Genomic DNA, 20906 nt, shown 5'->3' with positions numbered 1-20906 from the left:
CGGAATTTATTGCGCCTGCCCCAAATCAGGTCCCGAAGTTGTCATTTGTTCCTTATCGTCAGTCGGATCTTGAACAACCTGCCTCTGTTTTAGAAACAGGCGTCCCACCTGACTTTCCGGGTTTACTCCCGCCACATCTCGAAATTCGGCATCTGCCCCCAGGGGAAGCGTATAAAGCTCCTGAACTTCCCCGGCATTTCGACGATAAAGCATAGGATAGGGCACCGTAAAAAGATGGGTTTTCCCAGGCTCCAGAACCCAGTCTTCACTCCAACTGGAGTAAGGCCCGCGTGTTTGATAACGCTGTTGCTCCTTAGATGTATTAATAACGCGTACAACGGGCGTTTCAAAATCGACAACCAACTGATCCTTATGCAACGCCAATCGGGATGCTCGCAGTCCTGCACTTTCCATATCAAGATCAGGAACTGCCATTGATTGTCTGGTCGCTTTTCCTAACCAGTTCTGCATCGCAGTGCGGAATTCCAGGATGGCTTTTTCCTCGCTGGCTAGAGGACTCTGTTTGCCATCCTCAGAAACTAATTTCACAGTGACTTGCATCGGATCAGATAAACCAACTCGAATTTCACGTTGCGTGTGTGACGGCTTGACGAAAGTGAAATCGAATTGTTGAGAGAGATCAAACTGAAGAGTGCAGCAGGGCTTCCATCGCTGGGAAAATCGTTTGGGATCTTTCGTCATCAACGTGAGGCGAACGTCCGTTAATGCCAGACGACTGTGCGAGACCGATAGTAATTCCGCCTCTCCTGCAGTGACATTCTCCGCAACAGTCAGAGCCGGATCGATGCTCGCATCGACATGGGGGCCGAATTCAAGTGGCGCATTGATTGACATCCTTACTCGCGTATGCGCATCAGGGAACGGCTTGCCCTCGTCGGCCAGGATCTGCTTCCAGAACGCCCGGTCTGCCCATCGATCAAAAGCGGTTCCCGGGATGTCTTCCACATCGACGAAAGAGATCCCTTCTTCAATCATTAACCGCATCGCTTCGGTCATTGTGTTCGTCGCCAGTACGATTTCCAGAGCGGGGCCAGTACCTACTTCCAGATTATCCTCGTTCTCCACAATTCGTGGCGATTCCGATGGTTCGTGGTCTACATAGGAAGCAACTAGAAAGTCGAGGCCCAGTGAAAAGCCGTTGCTGTCGACGGAGATGGAATTGGGACGCATCTTAATTCGAGGAGCGTATACAGGCAGGGGCCAGACGCTTGAACTGTCTTTGACGATTTCATTTAAGTCGAGCCGTTTTTCGAGTTCACGTACAATTCGAGGAGCAAGTTGCTGAATCTCCTGCTGAAATCGCCCACGACTGTTATACAAACCATTTACTAATCCTCGAGAAACTCGCTCACGAGTCATCCCAAGACCTTCCACCGTGATACCCGCCGGCAGCGAGACCTGCATGTTGTTATGATCCAAAATCAGATTGGCGCCACGATTGCGAAGTTTGATTCTTCCCGATTCAAGGTAGGGTTCCACACGAATATCGAGCCAGAGAGGTTCCCGGGTGCCCAAGGTGACTTGAATTGGACCAGCATTGGCCGAGTGTCGGCGTCCCTGAACAGCAGTGTTTCCTAATGTCAGTGCGATGCGCTCGAAGCCGAGTTTAATTGAAAGCAGTTTATCCGGAGTGGTTTGCAGCAAGACCCGTTTGAGTTGGGCCTGATAAGAAACACCGCCGAAGACAACATTGAAAGCGTAACCTTCAACTTCCGTGGTTGTTTGAATATTCTCAAGTTGCCCAGACAACATGTCAGTGGGAATGCGGGATGGAACGGCGTAGGAGAACATTTCCAACGCTTCGTTCCCAACACGAATTTTTGCTGCGCGATGGAGTTCCAATGCCGGCACGAACGGGGCGGGAAGCGTCTTGATCAACGCTTCGGCCAAAGTGAGATCGACTCGATTCTCCGGAACAGGATTCAGCAGCCATTTCACGACGCCCGTGTAACCATAGACGTTTTTCCAGATGTCATGGGCACCGTTTGTTATGTAAGAGAAGTATGTCTGATGATTCTCTTTGAGTGCCTTAAACGCGGCCTCCATTTTTCGCGACTCTTCAGGTAACACGACAAAATCATGTTCTCCATGAACGTTCCAGATTGGCGTGTTGGAAAGCTTGGCTGCCCACTCCGGATCTCCTCCACCACTTAATGGCATAATAGCGGACCAACGATCGGGAGTCGCTGCTGCCAGACTCCAGACTCCGTACCCTCCCATCGACCAGCCTGTCAGAATCTGATGATCCCGATCGACGGAATACTCGTTGATCACGGCATCGAGAATTTGGATCGCCTTTTTGCCATCAGAACTCTCGGCGACCCACCCTTCGAGGTAACGTCCGGTTGTGTCTTCGACCTGGGGAAAGACCGCGATAAAAGGGTAATTCTCTGGTCGCTCCTGTAAGGCTGCGCCCAACCCGACGCGCGTTGGACTTGCGCCGTCGGTTCCACGTTCACCCGCACCATGTAGAAAAAGAACGACGGGCCACTTCTTCGAATCGGTATATCCTTCCGGAAGAAAAAGCGAATACTTGTGAACCCCTCGTTGATCCTCAAACGTCTTCAATTTAAAGACTGAATCAGGAGGAAAACCAGGCTCTGCAACCGCCTGCTGCAGGGGGACCAGTACGAGGCAGAGAAGTAGGACTAATAACCATACCTTCCAGCGGCAAACCATCACTCTCGAGCACCACGACACGTTCGTTTTCCTTCCCATGTGAGGTTTTTAACGATTCTTCCGCTCGGTATCAGCCTCAGTTGATATACCGGACGCTGGAATCATTTCCTCAGTGCGAATCCCAAAGGATTACGTTACATCAGGGGTTATGTTATCTGGTTTTGTTTAATGATATCGTTGTAAAGCCATCGCCGATCGCATCATGTAGGGACTGTCCAATAAGGCAGACATACAGAACAGAGTCAAAGAATATCAGACTGTCGATGAACTTCAGAAGGAGAGGTGGCGAACTCGCAGCTTATACTAGGCTACTCTCTTTTATGCGAATTTGCCCAGGGCTTCTTCGAAAATATTTCCTCCCAGTCTCGCTAGAGCTCTTCATTTCTCATTATAGCTTGGAAAATCGACCGTCAGTACTCTCGGAGGGAACTTGTCCGAGAGTTAATGAAAATCGATTCAACAAAACGGACGAAAATGCTCCACGGTATGCGAACGCATATCGGATCCTGAACGACAGGGCGGACTAATGTAGTGAAGGGAAAAGCATCCTCAGGAGCGAACCTGATTGTCCTTCATGCGGGTGCGAGCGCGCGTGAGCGTGGGGCCGATTGTATTCTCGGGAACCCCAAGAGCGGCAGATATTTCGCGGTAGGAACGACCTTCGAGATGGTATTGCTTCACAATCTCGGCTTCGTTTCCGGGAAGTTCATTCAGCAAGGTTCGAACTTGTTCCCGATCTTCCCACCTTTCGACTTCCAGATTGGCAGAAGCCTGATCAAGAGAACTGCGAGACGCCGTCACATGCCCCAGTGCTTCCGCCTTGCGGCGCTGGGAAATTTCACGCACCACAATTCGGCGAGAAATCACTGTCAGATAAGTCGCCAAAGACGATTCACCCTGAAAACGAGCCAAAACCTGATGATCATTCGCCAGTAATTGTAGAAAGATTTCGGAACAGATATCTTCCACGTCTTGATCGGACAGTTGGGCAGAGCGAGCGGAAGCGGTGTGACGAATCACATGGATAAAGAGCCCTAGAAATCGATCAACGAAGTCTTTCCACGCTCCCGGTTCTTCGGCCAGACAGCGTTTCAGCAGGTTTTTGTCGATCTCAGTTAAGGCCACAGCTAACCTCCCAGCAACGGGTCTCTGACATGGTGGACCCGCATAAAACGTAGGGGTCTCTTCTCATTCCGAAATCGATAAACGTGATCACAAGCCGCACCTATTAGCACCAAAGGGACGGGCGTTAGTAACTTCGTTCAAAAACTTTTAGGGCCGGTTGAGAATCGTAAATAAGTTACCGTGCGAACGAATCTGATTTCGACTTGCCGAAAACATCTCGAACCTTGGCAAATTAAGCATGTCAGGAGACACGAAATAATTGTGTATCTTCTTAACTATATTAGACATAAACAGAACGTCGAGCAAGATGATTCTCCGAGACTCCTCTCTGTAATCCCCTTACCACTGGGCCAAAACCGGACCAACACCCGCAACAACCTATTGCACCCATAGACCCCACTCGATCAGCTGACAGCCGTCTGAATCACAAATAATGGAGTTTTACATCCTGTTTAGCCTATGCTACTTTCTAAACGATGAATTAGAGTGATCTCAGCTCGCCGGATTTGATCAATTTGCAGAAAAAGTGCCGTTTCTATGCCTTATTCGCCCAATGACCCACAGATACGACACGAGGTCGCCGGGTCGATTTTTCGCATGCTGGAGATCAAATCTCCTCACAAAGTTTGGATTTTTCTGTTCTGCCTGCTTCTCTCTACGACTATCGCTTACATAGTCCCGGATTCGACCGATTTGGAACCGGCAGCCCGTCGGGCGCTCTTTATCCTGCTATTCGCCGGTAGCCTGTGGGTCAGCGACGCTATTCCAGCCTTCGCTGTGGGCATCCTAATCATCGGCCTGCAAATCGCACTCCTCGGTCAACCGGGCGATGTCTACGCGGAGACTCCGCGCGACTGGGAAGAATTCGTTAAGGTCTTGGGGCACCCACTGATCTGGCTATTCTTCGGAGGATTCGTCCTGGCCGCGGGAATGTCGAAAACATCTCTCGACTATCTACTGGCCAACAAACTCATCTTACGAAAAAACACGACGCCGCTTTCCCTCATGCTATCTGTGCTGGGAGCGACCTTTCTGCTGTCGATGTTTATTTCCAACACGGCGACCTCGGCGATGATTCTCGCGATGCTACGTCCCGTCTGGTCGAAATCGCATACGGGAAATTATGTCACAGGCCTGGTACTTGTAGTTTCTCTCGGAGCCAATCTGGGTGGCATGGGCAGCTTGATTGGAACGCCCCCCAACGCAATTGCGGTCGGTAGTCTGCAAGAACTGGAGCCCGCGATTTCGATCTCGTTCCTGCACTGGATGATGTATGGGCTGCCACCCGCTTTGTTACTCATTTTTCTGTTAACGTTTTATCTAAAAAAGCAGTATCTCACAGGCGATGTTTCTATCAACCAGATTCTGGAACAGATGACAGTTCCAAGAATGACAGGAACGTCAACTGATACCGATCACGAAATTCATCATATCGCCCGCTGGCAGCGTCTCACTGTGAGCGGTACCTGCCTGATCACCATCCTGTTATGGATGACGGGGCAGTGGCATGGTTTGCCGACAGCCGTCGTTTCCTTTATTCCGATCGTGGTCTTCACAACTACTGGCGTTCTCACAGCACGCGATGTTCGATCGCTACAGTACGACGTCCTCTTTCTGCTTGCAGGGGGATTGGCGCTCGGCCAGACAATCACAATGACAGGGCTATCGGGATGGATGGTGGAACACTTACCGACAGATTCGATTTCCAGTTTCTGGCTGATCCTGCTGCTGGGGTATACGACGGTCTTGTTTTCCAATTTCATGAGTAATACAGCCGGAGCCAATATCCTCATTCCCCTGGGCGTCTCTCTCAATCCGGATATGCAATTGGAAACAGCAGTTGTCATCGCCCTGTGCGCTTCTGCTGCGATGTGTCTACCCGTCGCAACTCCCCCCAATGCGATGGTCTATGCCACCGAGAAATGCGGCTCTCGCGACTTCCTGAAGCTCGGGCTCATCCTCGGTCTGATTGCTCCCCCCATATGCGCAGCGTGGGTTACATTACTGGGAATGATTTTCTGATTTTTCAAGAGGGTTAATTTCGTCTAATTCATCTAATGTTTTCTAAAAGCTGACGAACTCCATTCCGAACGTCTCGGCGACAGCCTGATTGGTAATTTTCCCTTTGTGAATGTTGATGGCGGAAACAATTCCGGGGATTCGTGTCGCTGCTTTAGCCAACCCCAAGTTGGCAATCTGAAGCACGTAGGGGAAGGTAACGTTATTGAGGGCGTAGGTACTGGTTCTTCCGACGGCTCCGGGCATGTTGGCGACGCAGTAGTGAACGATTTCATTTATGATGAATGTTGGCTGTGAATGTGTCGTGGGGCGGCTTGTTTCGAAGCAACCTCCCTGGTCGATGGCGACGTCGATAATCACCGCCCTGGGTTTCATCATGTTGAGGTCTTCTTCCAGGACAAGTTTCGGTGCTTTTGCTCCCGGAATCAGTACGGCACCGATCACAAGATCAGCCCGTTGTAACTGTTCGCGGATATTGTGCCGGTCGCTGTATAATGTGTTGACGTTGGGAGGCATGATATCTTCCAGATACCGAAGCCGGTCCACATTAATATCGAGGATGCAAACATCCGCCTGAAACCCAGCGGCAATCTGCGCCGCGTTTTTCCCAACCACACCACCTCCCAGAATTGCAATATGGGCAGGAGCGACCCCGGGAACGCCACCCAGTAGAATTCCCCGGCCATCCTGGGGGCGTTCCAGATATTTGGCTCCCTGCTGAATACTCATTCGTCCCGCCACTTCCGACATCGGCGTCAAAAGTGGGAGATCGCCTTTGGTTCCTTTTAATGTCTCGTAGGCAATCGCCGTGATGCCCGCTTTTTGCATCGCGGCTGTCAAGTCTTCGCTTGCCGCGAAGTGGAAATAAGTAAACAGCATTTGCCCCGGTTGCAATAATTCCCACTCAGCGGGTTGTGGCTCCTTCACTTTGACGATCAGCTCTGCCCGTTCATAGATTTCACGGGCTGTTGCCACGATTTCGGCCCCGTTTTCGGCGTACTCTTCATTGAAGAGTCCGCTTCCCAGACCAGCATCCTGTTCAATTAAGACGTGATGCCCGGCACGGGTGAGTTCTTCCACGCCCGCGGGAATCATCGCTACCCGATACTCGTCCAACTTCACTTCGCGAGGAACACCAACAATCATTTCAAGAATCCATTTCTATCAGGCAAGAGGAGCGATTTGCAGCAATACTGAATCCCATTTGTTAAAAATGCATTATCACTACTCGAACCTTCAACGGCAATCTCATCTCTCAAATAGTAAGAAGCTGAAATAGAGAAGGGTCAGAAAAAACCAGTTCCTCTTGTTACAATAATTCTCTGACGACGCCCCCCTTGAGGGATCAACAAGTTTTCAATTTGAGATCACCATAAATCGTCTCCCATTTCCTTAGACCACCGACTCTCATTAAATAGATCAGATTCATGAACAGTAAATTGCTTTTCGGACCACCAGAACGAGATGCTGCCCGGGCCTTAATCGAGTTAGCTTTGACGGAAGACCTGAGCAGTGTCGGTGACTTAACAAGTCAAACAATCATTCCTGAGACGGAATATGCGGAAGTTCAGATTGTCGCTCGGCAACCGGGTGTCCTGGCCGGGCTTCCCGTAGCAAAAGATGTTTTTTCCAAATACGACCCAGAGGTCGAGTGGAAATCATTATTGAATGATGGAGACCCGTTAATCGAAGGTTCCGTTATCGCGACCGTCTCCGGCCCTTTGCGTTCGTTATTAACGGGCGAGCGAACAGCGCTGAATTTCCTGACATTGCTCTCAGGAGTCGCATCCTTAACCAACCGATTTGTGGAAGAAGTCGCCGGTCTTGATGTCCAGATTCTGGATACACGAAAGACCTTCCCCGGTTACCGACTTTTACAAAAGTATGCCGTCCGTGCTGGAGGGGGGACCAACCATCGCATCGGGTTGTATGACGGAATTTTGATCAAAGACAATCACCTCGCCGGATGGAAAGCGGAAACGGGCAGCCCCGTAGCGGCAGCCATTCAGCAAGCGCGTCGAGAGTCTCCTCTACGCGTTCCCATCGAAGTGGAAGTCGACACTCTTGATCAATTACAGGATGCGTTGGAGGCGAAACCGGAGTTTGTGCTATTGGACAATATGACCAACGAACAACTTAAAAACGCCGTTAGCCTACGCAACGACTTGTCCGAAAAGACGAAGCTCGAAGCCTCGGGAGGAATCACTTTACAGACGGTTCGAGAAATCGCCGAAACAGGGATTGATCGGATCAGTATCGGAGCATTAACTCACTCGGCGGTCGCGCTCGACATTGCCTTCGACTGGTCTGCCCGATTGCGTTAACGATTCAAATCGTTATGCTGGAGCGTTGCACGACATAAACACACTTATTTGCGAATCGCCGTATCCGTTTCCCATCAGTAACGGTTACGGCATTTTAGTTTCGTGAGCCCTATTTCAATATACAAAAGTTGGGCCAGGGAATCCTGAACGACTGAATTCAACCTCGCATCGTTAATCGAATTGAATCTGGGCTCATTTCCAGTTTGACTTTCATTTCGCATTCCTACTTACAGCCGACTATCCCTTGAAGGAGAGCTATCGACATGACGGGCTATACCGTTCACACAGGAACATCCAAAAAATTCGCCAGTAACTGGGACAACATTTTCGAAGACGCCAAATCTAAACCTAAGAAATCAGCAAAGAAAAAGTCTGCTCCGAAAAAAGCCGCTACAAAAAAGAAAGCTGCAAAAAAGACCGCTGCGAAAAAGAGCTCTAAAAAGAAAACCGTAGGCAAGCAAGCGACCGCAAAGAAGTCGGTTAAAAAGTCCTCGAAGAAAACGATTTCCAAAGCCAAAACTAAAAAGACAAAATCGAAAAAGAAATAGTTCTTTCACCTATCACCAATGGGTATAAAAAAACCGGTCCTATTACCTATTGACTCTCCGCTTTTGATTCCCTTCAACGACCACTTTTCTACCAGGTGCTACCGATGAAATCGTCCATCTACTCATTCCGAGTTTTGTTATGTCTGTTTGCATTTACTCTTCTGGTGAGTGCAGGACAATTCACTTTTGCTGGAGAAGTATCGCGGACAGATCTTTTTCATGCCGGAGAGGATGGTTACAAACTGTTCCGAATTCCGGGGATCGTCGTTACTGAAAAGGGAACGATTCTTGCTTACTGCGAAGCACGTAAAGGGGACCGCGGAGACTGGGGCCGAATCGACGTCATGATGCGTCGCAGCACGGATGGTGGTACCACTTGGCTGCCTGCACAAAAAATCGTCAAAGTTGAGGGCGATCTTCCTATCAATCCAGTCGCAGCGGCCCAGAATCTTGACACACCGGGCGAGAACACCGTGAACAACCCCGTCGCGATTGTCGACCACGAAACAGGCACAGTTCACTTTCTCTACTGCCTGGAATACATGCGTTGTTTTTACATGCGAAGTGATGACGAAGGAGCCACCTGGTCAGAACCTGTTGAAATTACGAACACGTTCAAAAAGTTTCGTTCTGATTACGACTGGAAGGTCATCGCTACAGGTCCCGGACATGGCATCCAACTTCGTCAAGGCTCAAAGCAAGGCAGGTTGGTTATTCCCGTATGGCTCTCGCTCGGAACGGGTGGACACGCCCATCGACCGTCAGTTACCTCGACGATCTTCAGTGATGATCACGGAAAGACCTGGCAGCGGGGCGAGATTGCTATCCCGGACAACGACGAATATATCAACCCTAACGAAACAAGCGTCGTGGAGTTAGCCGACGGCAAAGTGATGTTGAACGCTCGAAGTGAATCGAAAAACAACCGGCGTCTCATTACGACTAGCGACGATGGTGCCACTGGTTGGACTAAGCCCACGTTCGACGATGAACTACTCGAACCGATTTGCATGGCGGGCATCGTTCGAGTTCGCCACCCTTCAAACGATCATCCGGGGTTAATTGCCTTTTCCAATCCAGACAATCTCTCGCGCCGTGATGGCAAAGAAGCACCCGGAAAAGGGCGAGATCGAATGAATGTATCGATCAAACTGAGCGAAGACGAAGGACAATCCTGGATGGCCAACCGCACGCTGGAGGAAGGCTATAGCGGATACAGCGATCTCGCGGCCCTGGATGACGGTACCATTCTCTGTTTTTACGAACGGAGAAGTACCGACGGAACAGCTCCCATTGGCAGTTTTCTGCTCACCGTTGCTCGATTTGATGAAGACTGGGTCCGGAAACCGTAATTCCCCATTAGGTGGGAGCTCGTCTGCCTGATAACCAGCTCTTAGCCTAAGGTCAGACCTGAGACGAATTTAGAATTTAGACGTTGGAAAAAGATGTTTGGGAACGATTGCCAAGTGATCCGTTTTTCGCGTTTTTTTCTTGTTTTCCAGACTCAAGTCTCCGATCTCCTGCGACCGATATCACTCCCGAAGACTGGGGTTGGGAGAATTTGGAAATCTTCTATAATTCCGCCATGTGGCCCCAACCTCAGGAATGCCGCTGCAAGTCTGTTCTCAATCGATTCACGGACGAATCTCGATCGAACAGGGCAGAATACGAATAATCAGGACACCCCCTGAAACCCGGCCCCCCAACATCAGCGTTGTTGCTGATTGTTGACCTGCGAAACACTATTATACCCACCCCAGGGCATTTTTATCGCGAAGGAACACGATGATGTCTGAGCTAATTGACCCCGTAGAAGAAGAAAACTTCGAAGAGATTTCCAGCGACGAAGTTGACCGCGTTGTCAGTAATCTGGAAACACTGGCAGAAACCGTCGAAAGCGAAAACATTCGTGCTTACCTGGAAGACGCCATCAACAATATCTATTACCTGGTTTACGACGAAGAAGACTTGGAAGACGATATTGCCGAAGCTGCCTAAAAACTGCGACAGAGAGCCTTGAGGGATCTAAAATCTCATGGCGTTTCGAGCGTCACTGATGAAATATACGACTAACCTGTCCCCGATATGGCGGACAGGTTTTTTTGTGCGCCGATTCTTAATCACCCATGAAACAGCAGTCCTTATTGACCGGTGTTTTCGGAGGGAAGAACGACCAGAATCTGGTTTGTTGCCGAATCGATTTTTTCGACTGTTCCAAAACCTATATTCTTTGATACCGCCTCCACGTCCGGAACAGGCATCAGGCGAAATCGAGTCTGTTGCTGATCAACTTCAGGCGGCAATAGTACGGCGACTTCCGGATACTGGCTAAGTTCCAGAATCAATGCCGAATACGTTTTGATTTCCGCTTTGGAGAGCGGACGCGAAATCACGATGACCGCCGTAGACTGAATATCAATCTCCTCCAAAGGTTGGCGAGCAGGTTGCGCGTCTATTTTAGTTGGTACTGAAAATCGAGAGGCGACAGGCAATCGTGCGTTCAGTTCCTGCATCGATCCCTGCCACGCGACTACAAACTCATCGTGGTCGTCGATGGTATTCAATTGCATCAACCTATCTTCCAGTTCCTGTATCTGCCTGGACTGCGCAAGGGCAAAACCATTCAGGTAGTTGGCGAATTGATCGAGTACCAGCTTGGTTCGCCCCATCCAGAGTGGCCACGATTCATTCCAGCTGGCTGGAATCCATTTCCCTTCGACGAGGACGAACTCGATTTCCGAGGGTTCGTCGGGGACCTGAGGATCAACCAGCTTGAGGATCGCTTTGTCCCCCTGACGCTCCACTAGACTGACATCAATACGTGATAACCTTGCGAAATAGTCCGTGAGTATGGGCAACGTCTCCGGTTCAGGTTCCGTTTCGCTTGTACTCTTAGTATTTTCACTGGAAATAGGAGAGGAAACAGGCTTGAACAGTTGAGGGGCCAGCGCCATCCAGAGTTCTCTGAACTCTCGATTTTGAAGCTTCTCCAAGTCCGCAAAGGGTGCGGACGACAGCGATTTCAATATGCCCTGCAAATAATCCAACTGCGATGCATTCATTCGACCCAGCATCGGCAGAGGCTGTTCGTCTTGAGCATCCAGGATGTCATCGCGATGTTTTTCAAACAACTGAGACAATTGCCCCAGCAGTCGATTCATTTGTTGCCACGCTGTAGGATCGATTCGCTTAGCCAACATCTGCTGTTGATTTTGTAGAGATTCCTGAAAGCTGGCAGGCAACGCATTCCAGACAAGTTCCGGTTCAGTCTGAAAGTTTTCGACCAAATGACGCAGAGCCTCTTCCGGAGCAATGGACTGCGACTCTTTGAGCTTGGCCACTCCCTTATTGTCTACGGAGTTCGTTCGGGAAGAATCTACTTCCTCTTTCGAAGAACATCCCGACAGACTCACCCCCAGCAAGAGACTCGCTATCGCTGTCGCAACGACCGAACGCATCCCCAAAGAGTTCCAATGAAGAATTCGATCGCTTGCCTGGATTCCGTTCCGCAACATCACCTCTCCCTTATATCCGCGTGCTTTTCTGCCCAGGCACTTTTTAACAAGCGATGACCGGTACAGATGAGAGAATCATTCTAGGACAGCCGTCTAACATCCTGCAATGAGAACAGTCGCCGCATAAATGAGACCGCCTCGATTCGTTATGATCGAGGCGGTCTATTTTTTAGATTAGATATTCTGAGGTCAATACAGGGAGAACTGCTTAGCTCAACTCCTAATACCAACCTGAACGGGCGAGTTCTTCGCGAATTGCTGCAGATTGTACCTGGCTCATGAATTTTGGAGCCGGAACTTCCTTATGGGGAGGGTGCAGCTTGAGCAGGCTTCCCGGAATAAGGGGGACGATGGAGGAAGGACTGGTTTTTGTTTGTTGCCAGGCAGCGATATCTTCCTGCATCGCGGCCGCTTCCACGTCGCGTCGATTCATTTCATCTAAAACGATGGGGTGCCAATCCGTTGACCGATCTGCTGGAGCGACATAGTTTTGTCGAGCCCAGCTGCGCAATCGTAATTCCTTTACGATGTCTGTTTTCTCGGTGGGCATTCATTTTTCCTCAGTAAACTGACTCACTTTATATGAGAGTCGGGTAGGGGAGAGACCTCTTCTTCATCGACCTGCACATTGCCAATTTCCGAACCAAACCAGCCCGAATACTGTCCTGAGAATGGAAAAAGCTTCCATATCCCGAACAGCTCGAACAATCGCTATATCAACTTCGCTGCATTCAGGACAGGAGCTAATATCGATTCTGTCGATACTGCCCGATCAGGGAAATCGCGGCCAAATCGAGAAACTGTCCGCCTCACAGAGGCCCACAAACGAACAGAGAACGGCAGCGAAATGAGAATCGCATCCATCGAGCGACGATGACTGCAGTTGATATGGATTATTCTCCCTAACTAGTTTATTTCATTGACTTTAAGAGCATGCACCTTGTTTGAAAAGGGAGAGACAATAGTTAAGCTATTCACCCTGAATGGCTGAAAAATGATCAGGAAAAGTCGTCCTGACAGTCTGAAGACTTGACGATTGGCTGTTTACGGGTTTAAATATCCGTCCCTGTGAATCGAAGCAGGACATTGTATCGCTTTTCCTGATAGTATGTCTTTTTGACATGTGAGCCTGAAATGCACTTGAAGAATGTTGAAATCTTCTGTGAAGTGGCAACTAATCGCAGCTTTTCCAAAGCGGCGAAGGTTATTCACATCTCACAATCTTCAGCAAGTCAGGCGGTGCAGTCGCTGGAAGAACGGTTGGGCGTACAGTTAATCAATCGCTCCACCCGTCCTCTGGAATTGACTGCGGCAGGTCAGGTGTTTCTTACAGGATGTCGCGATATTCTCGATCGGTTCAGGCAGGTCGAAGAAAGTCTCAAAACGATTCAGGATGATGTCACCGGCCGCATACGTATTTCAGCGATTTACTCCGTTGGCCTGCTGAGCATGGAACGATTTATCAAAAAGTTCCAGCAGCAATACCCCGGTATTGATATTCAACTCAGTTATTCACATCCCGACGATGTCTACGAACAGGTCCTTCAGGATCGGGTCGATTTCGGCTTGCTCTCCTTTCCCAGAGAAGGGGGAGAGAACAGCTGCCTACCCTGGCAGAAACAGGAGATTGTGCTGGTAGTCCCGGCTGATCACCCATTAGCGGCACGATCCGAAATCGCACCTTCCGCAATCAACGGTGAACCGTTTATTGCATTGTCGTCTGAACTAAAAATCAGAAGGCAGATCAACCGCTGGTTGAAAGAAGAAGGCGTTCAAGTCGATATCACCCATACATTTGATGACATTGAAAACGTAAAACGGGCTGTTGAAGCCGGCGCAGGTATCTCTCTGCTGCCTCATCCAACAGTCGTTCGCGAGGAAGTTCTCGGCACCTTAAAGGCGATTCGCCTCGTCGGTGTGGAATGGGTTCGTCCTCTCGGAATTGTGCATCGTCGACATAAACAATTAAGCATCGCCGCACAACGATTTGTGGAAATGCTGCAGAATGATTTTGTGGACGATGTAAGCATGGTGAACGATCATTACCGTGCCCATGTGCGGCAGGAGGCCGCGAACTCAAATATATGAGAACCTGTTTCTCTCTCCAGTCTTTTGGTTCTCATGTTTGTCTTCAGTTTCTTTCGGTTAATTACAAACAGTCTCCGTGAAAGCTACTGCTCCATGGCAGGCTAATTATTAACGGTCTGAAAACTAAACAAGACAATTGAACAACGACAATCAAATTTGAAATATAAAACTGAATTCTTATGCCGACATCGTTTCCACGCGACCGGTCGTCATGGAAGTTCCGTTTTCGTATACCAGTAAAAGTAGTACTTCAATCGGTGATGGCGGGCTTCCGCTTGCCTGACCCTCCCTTTATCTGAGCGACTAATATGACAGATACCACCCTTCCAACTGCGTCTACCAATCATCTGGTCACCAATGGAACGTTACCTGTTGCCCAGGGAATGTATGACCCCCAGTACGAACATGAAAACTGTGGGATCGGTTTCGTGGCCCACATCAAAGGGGAACAGAGCCATCAAATCGTCGAAGACGCCATCAGCGTACTGACGACCATGGAACATCGGGGCGCCTGCGGATGCGAAGAGAATACGGGTGATGGTGCCGGTATTTTGACCGCCGTGCCTCACGGTTTCTGCGTTCGCGTCGCAAAGGAAGAGTTGGGCGTCGAACTGCCCGCCAAGGGTTTGTACGGCGTAGGAAACGTCTTCCTGCCACAGGATGACGCCGAACGTGCCGAGTGCAAAAAAGTCGTCGAGCAACTGATCGCGAACCAGGGACAGAAGTTTCTGGGATGGCGTGAACTGCCGACCGACAAGATTGCTGCCGACATTGGTCCCTCGGCACTCAACTGCCAACCTGTCATGGAACAGCTTTATATTGCCGCTGCAGATGGACTCGATTCCGAAGCGCTAGAACGCCAGCTGTTTGCAATTCGTAAACTGGCGAGTCATCAGCTTCGTGAAGGAAGCATGAAACAGGCTTTGCAGTTCTACATCTGCTCGCTATCGACCAAAGTCATCATTTATAAAGGGATGTTGACCACGTGGCAGGTCCGGCCATTCTTCCTCGACTTACAAGCCGAAGATTATCACAGCCATTTAGCGATGGTACACTCCCGCTTTTCGACGAACACCTTCCCAAGTTGGGACCGGGCACAACCTTGTCGCTTCATGAGCCACAATGGTGAAATCAACACGTTGCGTGGAAACAAAAACTGGATGGACGCCCGCCAGGGAAATATTTCCAGCGAACTGTTCGGGGAGGATCTTCAGAAACTGTTCCCGATCGTCGAAGATCACTGTTCGGACTCTGGTAACTTCGACAACGTTCTGGAACTGCTACTGCTAAGCGGTCGCCCAATTCCTGAATGCATGATGATGATGATTCCCGAAGCCTGGCAGAATCATTCTTCCATGCCTGAAGACAAACGCGCCTTCTACGAATACTTCTCAACGAAATCAGAACCCTGGGACGGTCCCGCTTCGATCAGTTTCACTGATGGTAAATACATTGGTGCTACGCTGGACCGAAATGGTCTTCGTCCCAGTCGCTACTACATCACCAAAGATGACAAAGTCATCATGGCGAGTGAAGTAGGTGTCCTCGATATCGATCCGGCAAACGTCGCTCACAAAGGACGCCTGCAACCTGGAAAGATGTTCCTGGTCGACTTTGCACAGGGTCGTATTATTGATGATGAAGAACTCAAACACGAATACGCTCAGGCACGCCCCTATAAAGAGTGGCTTATCAATCAACGAATTGAATTGAGCGAACTGCCTACCGGTGATACTCCTGAATTGTTCAGCGAAGATGAACTGCTGCGTAAAATGCAAGCATTCGGCTACAGTCTGGAGACGATACAGTTCTTCCTGTTGCCTCTGCTGAAAGCGAAAAAGGATCCTATTGGTTCCATGGGCAACGACGCTGCAATCGCCTGCCTCAGTGATCAACCACGGATGCTTTACGATTACTTCAAACAACTCTTCGCTCAAGTGACCAACCCACCGATCGACTCGATCCGCGAAGAAGTGATCATGTCACTGGAATGTTACATCGGTCCAGAAGGCAATCTGCTCGACAGCAACGAAGAAGATGCTCACCGTCTACTGGTACCACACCCGATTTTGACGAACGAAGAACTTTCAGCGATGAAATCACTCGATCATCGGGGTTGGAAAACCAAAACGATCGACATTACTTATCCGCTGGACGAAGGCAAATCTGGAATTCGTACTGCACTTGACCGTATCTGTGCGGAGAGCGAACAGGCGATTCAGGACGGTTACAGTCTTGTCATCCTATCCGACCGTGCCGTCTCCGCCGAGCGAATTGCGTTGAGCACCTTGCTGGCCACGGGAGCAGTTCATCACCATCTCGTAAGAAACGAGCTTCGGTCGCGAATTGGCTTGGTATTGGAATCTGGAGAAGCACGCGAGGTGCATCACTTCTGCCTGCTGACGGGCTATGGTGCCGACGCGATTAACCCATACCTTGCCTTCGAGGCGATGTTCCAGGCCGTACGAGATGGTGTGCTTGAATCAGAGTGGACCCACGAGAAAATCGTCAAAACCTACCGCACCGGTGTAAAGAAAGGCATGCTCAAGGTCTTCGCCAAAATGGGGATCTCGACACTCGCCAGTTACAAAGGGGCACAGATCTTCGAGGCCGTTGGCCTGAATAGCGAAGTCATTGATCGCTCTTTCATCGGAACCGCCAGCCGCATCAAAGGGATCGGACTCGACATCGTCGCCGAAGAAGCGATTCGTCGTCACGAAATTGGGTACCCGCCGCGTGAAACGGAACGAATCACTCAACTGCCCAACAATGGTGAATTCCATTACCGCAAAAATGGCGAAAAACATGCGTGGAACCCGCATTCGATTTCGAGTCTGCAAGCAGCATCCAAATCGAAGAACCGGGAAGCGTACAATCAGTTCTCTAAACTGATCAACGAAAAAGTGAATCCGGAAACCTCACTGCGTGGAATGCTGAAAATCAAATCAGGAACAGCAATTCCTCTCACCGAAGTCGAATCGGCAACCGACATCGTGAAACGATTCTGCACCGGTGCCATGAGCTACGGTTCAATCTCGGCCGAGTCTCACGAATCTCTTGCCATCGCCATGAATAAAATTGGCGGCAAGAGCAACACCGGAGAAGGGGGTGAAGACTCAAAGCGATTTAGCCCTGACAGCAATGGCGATTTGCGTCGCTCGGCGATCAAACAAGTCGCCTCCGGTCGATTTGGAGTCACCAGTTGGTACCTGACCAACGCTGACGAAATTCAAATTAAAATCGCACAAGGTGCCAAGCCAGGTGAAGGGGGAGAACTCCCCGGACACAAGGTTAATAAAATCATCGCCGCGACCCGGCACTCGACGCCTGGCGTCGGTTTGATCAGTCCGCCACCTCACCACGACATTTACTCGATCGAAGACTTGGCTCAGCTGATCTTCGACCTGAAAAACTCGAACCCATCCGCACGCATTAGTGTGAAGCTGGTTTCCGAGGTCGGAGTCGGTACGATTGCCGCGGGTGTCGCCAAAGGTCATGCGGATAATATTCTAATTTCGGGTGACAACGGTGGCACAGGGGCTTCGCCGCTGACCAGTATCAAACATGCAGGGCTGCCCTGGGAACTCGGCATTTCTGAAACCCACCAGACACTCGTGATGAACGACCTGCGTAGCCGAGTCCGATTGCAGACAGACGGTCAACTGAAAACTGGCCGCGATGTCGCCATCGCCTGTATGCTGGGAGCCGAAGAATTCGGTTTCGCGACGGCTCCGCTGATTGTACTTGGTTGTATCATGATGCGGAAATGTCACTTGAATACTTGCCCGGTTGGTATTGCGACACAAGACCCGATCTTGCGGGCTAAGTTCAACGGAGCTCCCGAACATGTCGTCAACTATCTGTTCATGGTTGCCGAAGAATGTCGAGAAATCATGGCCGAACTCGGCTTCCGTACCATCAACGAGATGGTGGGACGCTGTGACATGCTGGAAACGGATAAAGCTATAGATCATTGGAAAGCGGAAGGAATTGACCTGACGCCAATCCTGACGTTAGCCAAAAAACCACATGACAATGTCGACACTTACTGTACTCGGGACCAGAATCATGGTCTCGAAGATGTACTTGATGTCGGTTTGATCGAAGAGTGCCAATCTGCCATTCAGAATCGCGAGCCAATTCGCCTGGAGCGACGTCTGAAAAATACGGACCGAGCCTTCGGGACGATGCTCAGCCACGAAGTTTCCAAACATCAGGGAGCTGATGCTCTCGACGAAGATACGATCTACATCCGTTGTACTGGCGCCGCAGGACAGTCCGTCGGTGCCTGGATGGTCAAAGGGGTCACTATCGAACTCGAAGGTGATGCCAACGACTACGTCGGTAAAGGTCTCTCTGGTGGAAAGATTGCGATCTACCCACCCAAAGAGTCCTCCTTCGTTCCGGAAGAAAACGTCATTCTTGGAAACGTTGCTTTGTATGGTGCCACCAGTGGAGAAGCTTACTTCCGCGGCCGTGCTGCAGAACGGTTCTGTGTACGGAACTCGGGAGCGACCGCTGTCGTCGAAGGTGTTGGCGACCATGGTTGTGAATACATGACGGGCGGACGAGTTGTCATTCTTGGCCCAACTGGACGCAACTTCGCGGCGGGAATGTCGGGAGGGATCGCCTATGTTTACGATCCGAACGATACTTTCGCCATGAATTGCAACATGGAACTGGTCGACCTGGATGAGCTGGAAGGTGACGATGTCGCCGATCTGCGAGAGTACATTACCAAGCATTTTGAATACACCGGTTCGACTGTCGCCAGCGAGATTCTGTCGGAATGGGATACGGCTCTCGACTCCTTCCGGAAAGTCATGCCCCGCGATTTCAAACGGGCGTTACAGGAAAGTCAGGGCGAAGAACCCGAAGCAGCAGTGACCACAGCCTGAGGCCAGAAACTGGCATCGACATGAGTCGGTCAGATGCATCTGGTTCAGAAGGAGTTCGCGGGGCGGATTGCCCCCCTTCGAACTCAACCACTTGCAGCGATTACTATTTAATTTGTGCTTAGATTACAAAACGAGATTCACAATGGGTGACCCTACCGGCTTTAAATCAATTGAACGTCAATTACCGTCAGATCGCGACGCCAAACTGCGTATTCTGGACTGGAATGAATTTCATAATCACATGAGTGAAGATGAAATGCGCAGCCAGGGCGCACGCTGCATGGACTGTGGCGTTCCGTTCTGCCATACAGGCGATCTGATCGCCAATATGGCTTCTGGTTGTCCGGTTAACAACTTGATCCCCGAATGGAACGATCTGATCTACCGCAATCGCTGGCGCGAAGCCTTGGATCGTCTTCACCTGACTAATAACTTCCCGGAATTCACCGGCCGAGTTTGTCCCGCCCCCTGTGAAGGTTCGTGCGTGCTGGGAATTAACGAACCTGCAGTGACGATCAAGCATAATGAAGTTTCCATCATCGACCGTGGATTTGAAGAGGGATGGGTCGTTGCTTGTCCTCCCGAATCGCGTACGGGCAAAAAAGTGGCTGTCGTCGGCTCCGGTCCCGCAGGCCTGGCCGCAGCAGCAGAGCTGAACAAAGCAGGGCATGAAGTCACTGTCTATGAACGGTCTGATCGCATCGGTGGTTTGTTGATGTACGGTATTCCCAGTATGAAACTGGAAAAGCCCGTGGTCGAACGACGCGTTACACTGCTTGAAGAAGAGGGTATCAAGTTCGTTACCAATATGGAAATCGGAAAAGACATTCAGGCGGAACAGTTGAAGAAAGATTTTGACTCCGTCGTGCTTTGCACTGGAGCGACTAAACCTCGCGATCTCAATATGCCTGGACGAGAGTTTAAAGGCGTCCACTTCGCTATGGAATTCCTCCATCAGAACACCAAAAGCCTGCTCGACAGTAACTTGGAAGATGACAACTACATCACTGCGAAGGATAAACACGTTATCGTAATTGGTGGTGGAGACACCGGAAACGACTGCCTTGGAACTTCCATGCGACATGGCTGCAAATCACTGGTCAACCTGGAGATCGTTCCTGAACCACCTACAGAACGAGCTGCTGACAATCCCTGGCCTCAATGGCCTAAGATCTTCCGCGTCGATTACGGTCACGAGGAAGCGGCGGCTGTCTTCGGTGATGATCCACGACAGTTTCAAGTTTCCACGGTCGAGTTTATCGGCGATGACAAGGGTAATTTGACTGGTCTGAAAACAGTCGAAGTAGACTGGTCCAAACCTATTCCGGGTGGGGCCCCCTTCAGTCCGATTCCAGGTACAGAGCGAGTTCTCAAAGCCGACCTCGTTTTCCTTGCTCTTGGTTTCCTGGGCCCTGAATCTCCAGTTGCCGAGCAATTGGGCGTCACATGTGACAACCGCTCCAATTACGAAGCCGAATACGGTAATTACGCGACCAATGTGGATGGCGTTTTCGCCGCTGGTGACTGCCGTCGCGGCCAATCACTTATCGTCTGGGCGATTAACGAAGGCCGAGGCGTCGCTCGCGAATGCGACCGCTACCTGATGGGATCAACCCAACTTCCAGGTTAATCACGTATTAAACAGGTCTCTTGACCTGCTCCGAATATTTTCTGAAGCTGTAGAGAAGA

At 50.3% G+C, this 20906-nt stretch carries 13 protein-coding genes; 8 read left to right on the top strand and 5 right to left on the bottom strand.

Annotated features, from left to right (window positions below; all coding sequences use genetic code 11):
- Positions 1-6: 6 nt before the first annotated feature.
- Positions 7-2721 (bottom strand): carboxylesterase family protein, encoded by a 2715-nt coding sequence (locus Pla110_RS10280; protein ID WP_197440639.1) that lies wholly within the window; start codon positions 2719-2721, stop codon positions 7-9.
- A gap of 528 nt (positions 2722-3249) precedes the next feature.
- Entirely contained in the window at positions 3250-3825 is a 576-nt protein-coding gene (locus Pla110_RS10275) for an RNA polymerase sigma factor (protein ID WP_144995686.1), read from the bottom strand.
- A 537-nt stretch (positions 3826-4362) separates the two neighbouring features.
- Between Pla110_RS10275 and Pla110_RS10270 the strand changes: the two genes are divergently transcribed.
- Complete coding sequence (locus Pla110_RS10270; protein WP_144995685.1) at positions 4363-5847, top strand: SLC13 family permease; 1485 nt, start codon at positions 4363-4365, stop codon at positions 5845-5847.
- 42 nt (positions 5848-5889) lie between these two features.
- Here the strand turns inward: Pla110_RS10270 and ald are convergent, their stop codons facing one another.
- Positions 5890-6990 (bottom strand): alanine dehydrogenase, encoded by a 1101-nt coding sequence (ald, locus tag Pla110_RS10265; RefSeq protein ID WP_144995684.1) that lies wholly within the window; start codon positions 6988-6990, stop codon positions 5890-5892.
- Positions 6991-7271: 281 nt separating this feature from the next.
- On the opposite strand from ald, the gene nadC reads away from it, so the two are divergent.
- The 4 genes from nadC (at position 7272) to Pla110_RS10245 (ending at position 10714) form a co-directional block, all read left to right on the top strand.
- Positions 7272-8168, top strand: coding sequence for a carboxylating nicotinate-nucleotide diphosphorylase (gene nadC / locus Pla110_RS10260; protein ID WP_144995683.1), 897 nt, complete (start codon positions 7272-7274; stop codon positions 8166-8168).
- A 263-nt stretch (positions 8169-8431) separates the two neighbouring features.
- Positions 8432-8716, top strand: coding sequence for an RNA polymerase subunit sigma (locus tag Pla110_RS10255; protein WP_144995682.1), 285 nt, complete (start codon positions 8432-8434; stop codon positions 8714-8716).
- 104 nt (positions 8717-8820) lie between these two features.
- The gene (locus tag Pla110_RS10250) at positions 8821-10068 is read left to right on the top strand and encodes a sialidase family protein (RefSeq protein WP_144995681.1); all 1248 of its coding nucleotides are present in this window, start codon (positions 8821-8823) and stop codon (positions 10066-10068) included.
- Between the two features lie 433 nt (positions 10069-10501).
- Positions 10502-10714 (top strand): hypothetical protein, encoded by a 213-nt coding sequence (locus Pla110_RS10245; RefSeq protein WP_144995680.1) that lies wholly within the window; start codon positions 10502-10504, stop codon positions 10712-10714.
- A 143-nt stretch (positions 10715-10857) separates the two neighbouring features.
- On the opposite strand, the gene Pla110_RS10240 is transcribed toward Pla110_RS10245, so the two are convergent.
- Positions 10858-12174, bottom strand: coding sequence for a hypothetical protein (locus tag Pla110_RS10240; RefSeq protein ID WP_144995679.1), 1317 nt, complete (start codon positions 12172-12174; stop codon positions 10858-10860).
- Positions 12175-12451: 277 nt separating this feature from the next.
- Positions 12452-12781 (bottom strand): hypothetical protein, encoded by a 330-nt coding sequence (locus Pla110_RS10235; RefSeq protein WP_144995678.1) that lies wholly within the window; start codon positions 12779-12781, stop codon positions 12452-12454.
- A 584-nt stretch (positions 12782-13365) separates the two neighbouring features.
- Between Pla110_RS10235 and Pla110_RS10230 the strand changes: the two genes are divergently transcribed.
- The 3 genes from Pla110_RS10230 (at position 13366) to Pla110_RS10220 (ending at position 20847) form a co-directional block, all read left to right on the top strand.
- A complete protein-coding gene (locus Pla110_RS10230; RefSeq protein WP_144995677.1) occupies positions 13366-14319 on the top strand; it encodes a LysR family transcriptional regulator in 954 nt (317 codons plus the stop codon).
- Positions 14320-14627: 308 nt separating this feature from the next.
- Positions 14628-19217, top strand: a complete 4590-nt coding sequence (gene gltB, locus Pla110_RS10225; protein WP_144995676.1) for a glutamate synthase large subunit — start codon at positions 14628-14630, stop codon at positions 19215-19217.
- A 142-nt stretch (positions 19218-19359) separates the two neighbouring features.
- Entirely contained in the window at positions 19360-20847 is a 1488-nt protein-coding gene (locus Pla110_RS10220; RefSeq protein WP_144995675.1) for a glutamate synthase subunit beta, read from the top strand.
- Positions 20848-20906: the final 59 nt, after the last annotated feature.

Origin of the sequence: Polystyrenella longa, assembly GCF_007750395.1 — a bacterium.
In the GTDB taxonomy this organism is placed as follows: Bacteria; Planctomycetota; Planctomycetia; order Planctomycetales; family Planctomycetaceae; genus Polystyrenella; species Polystyrenella longa.
This window is presented reverse-complemented; position numbering and strand designations above follow the sequence as displayed.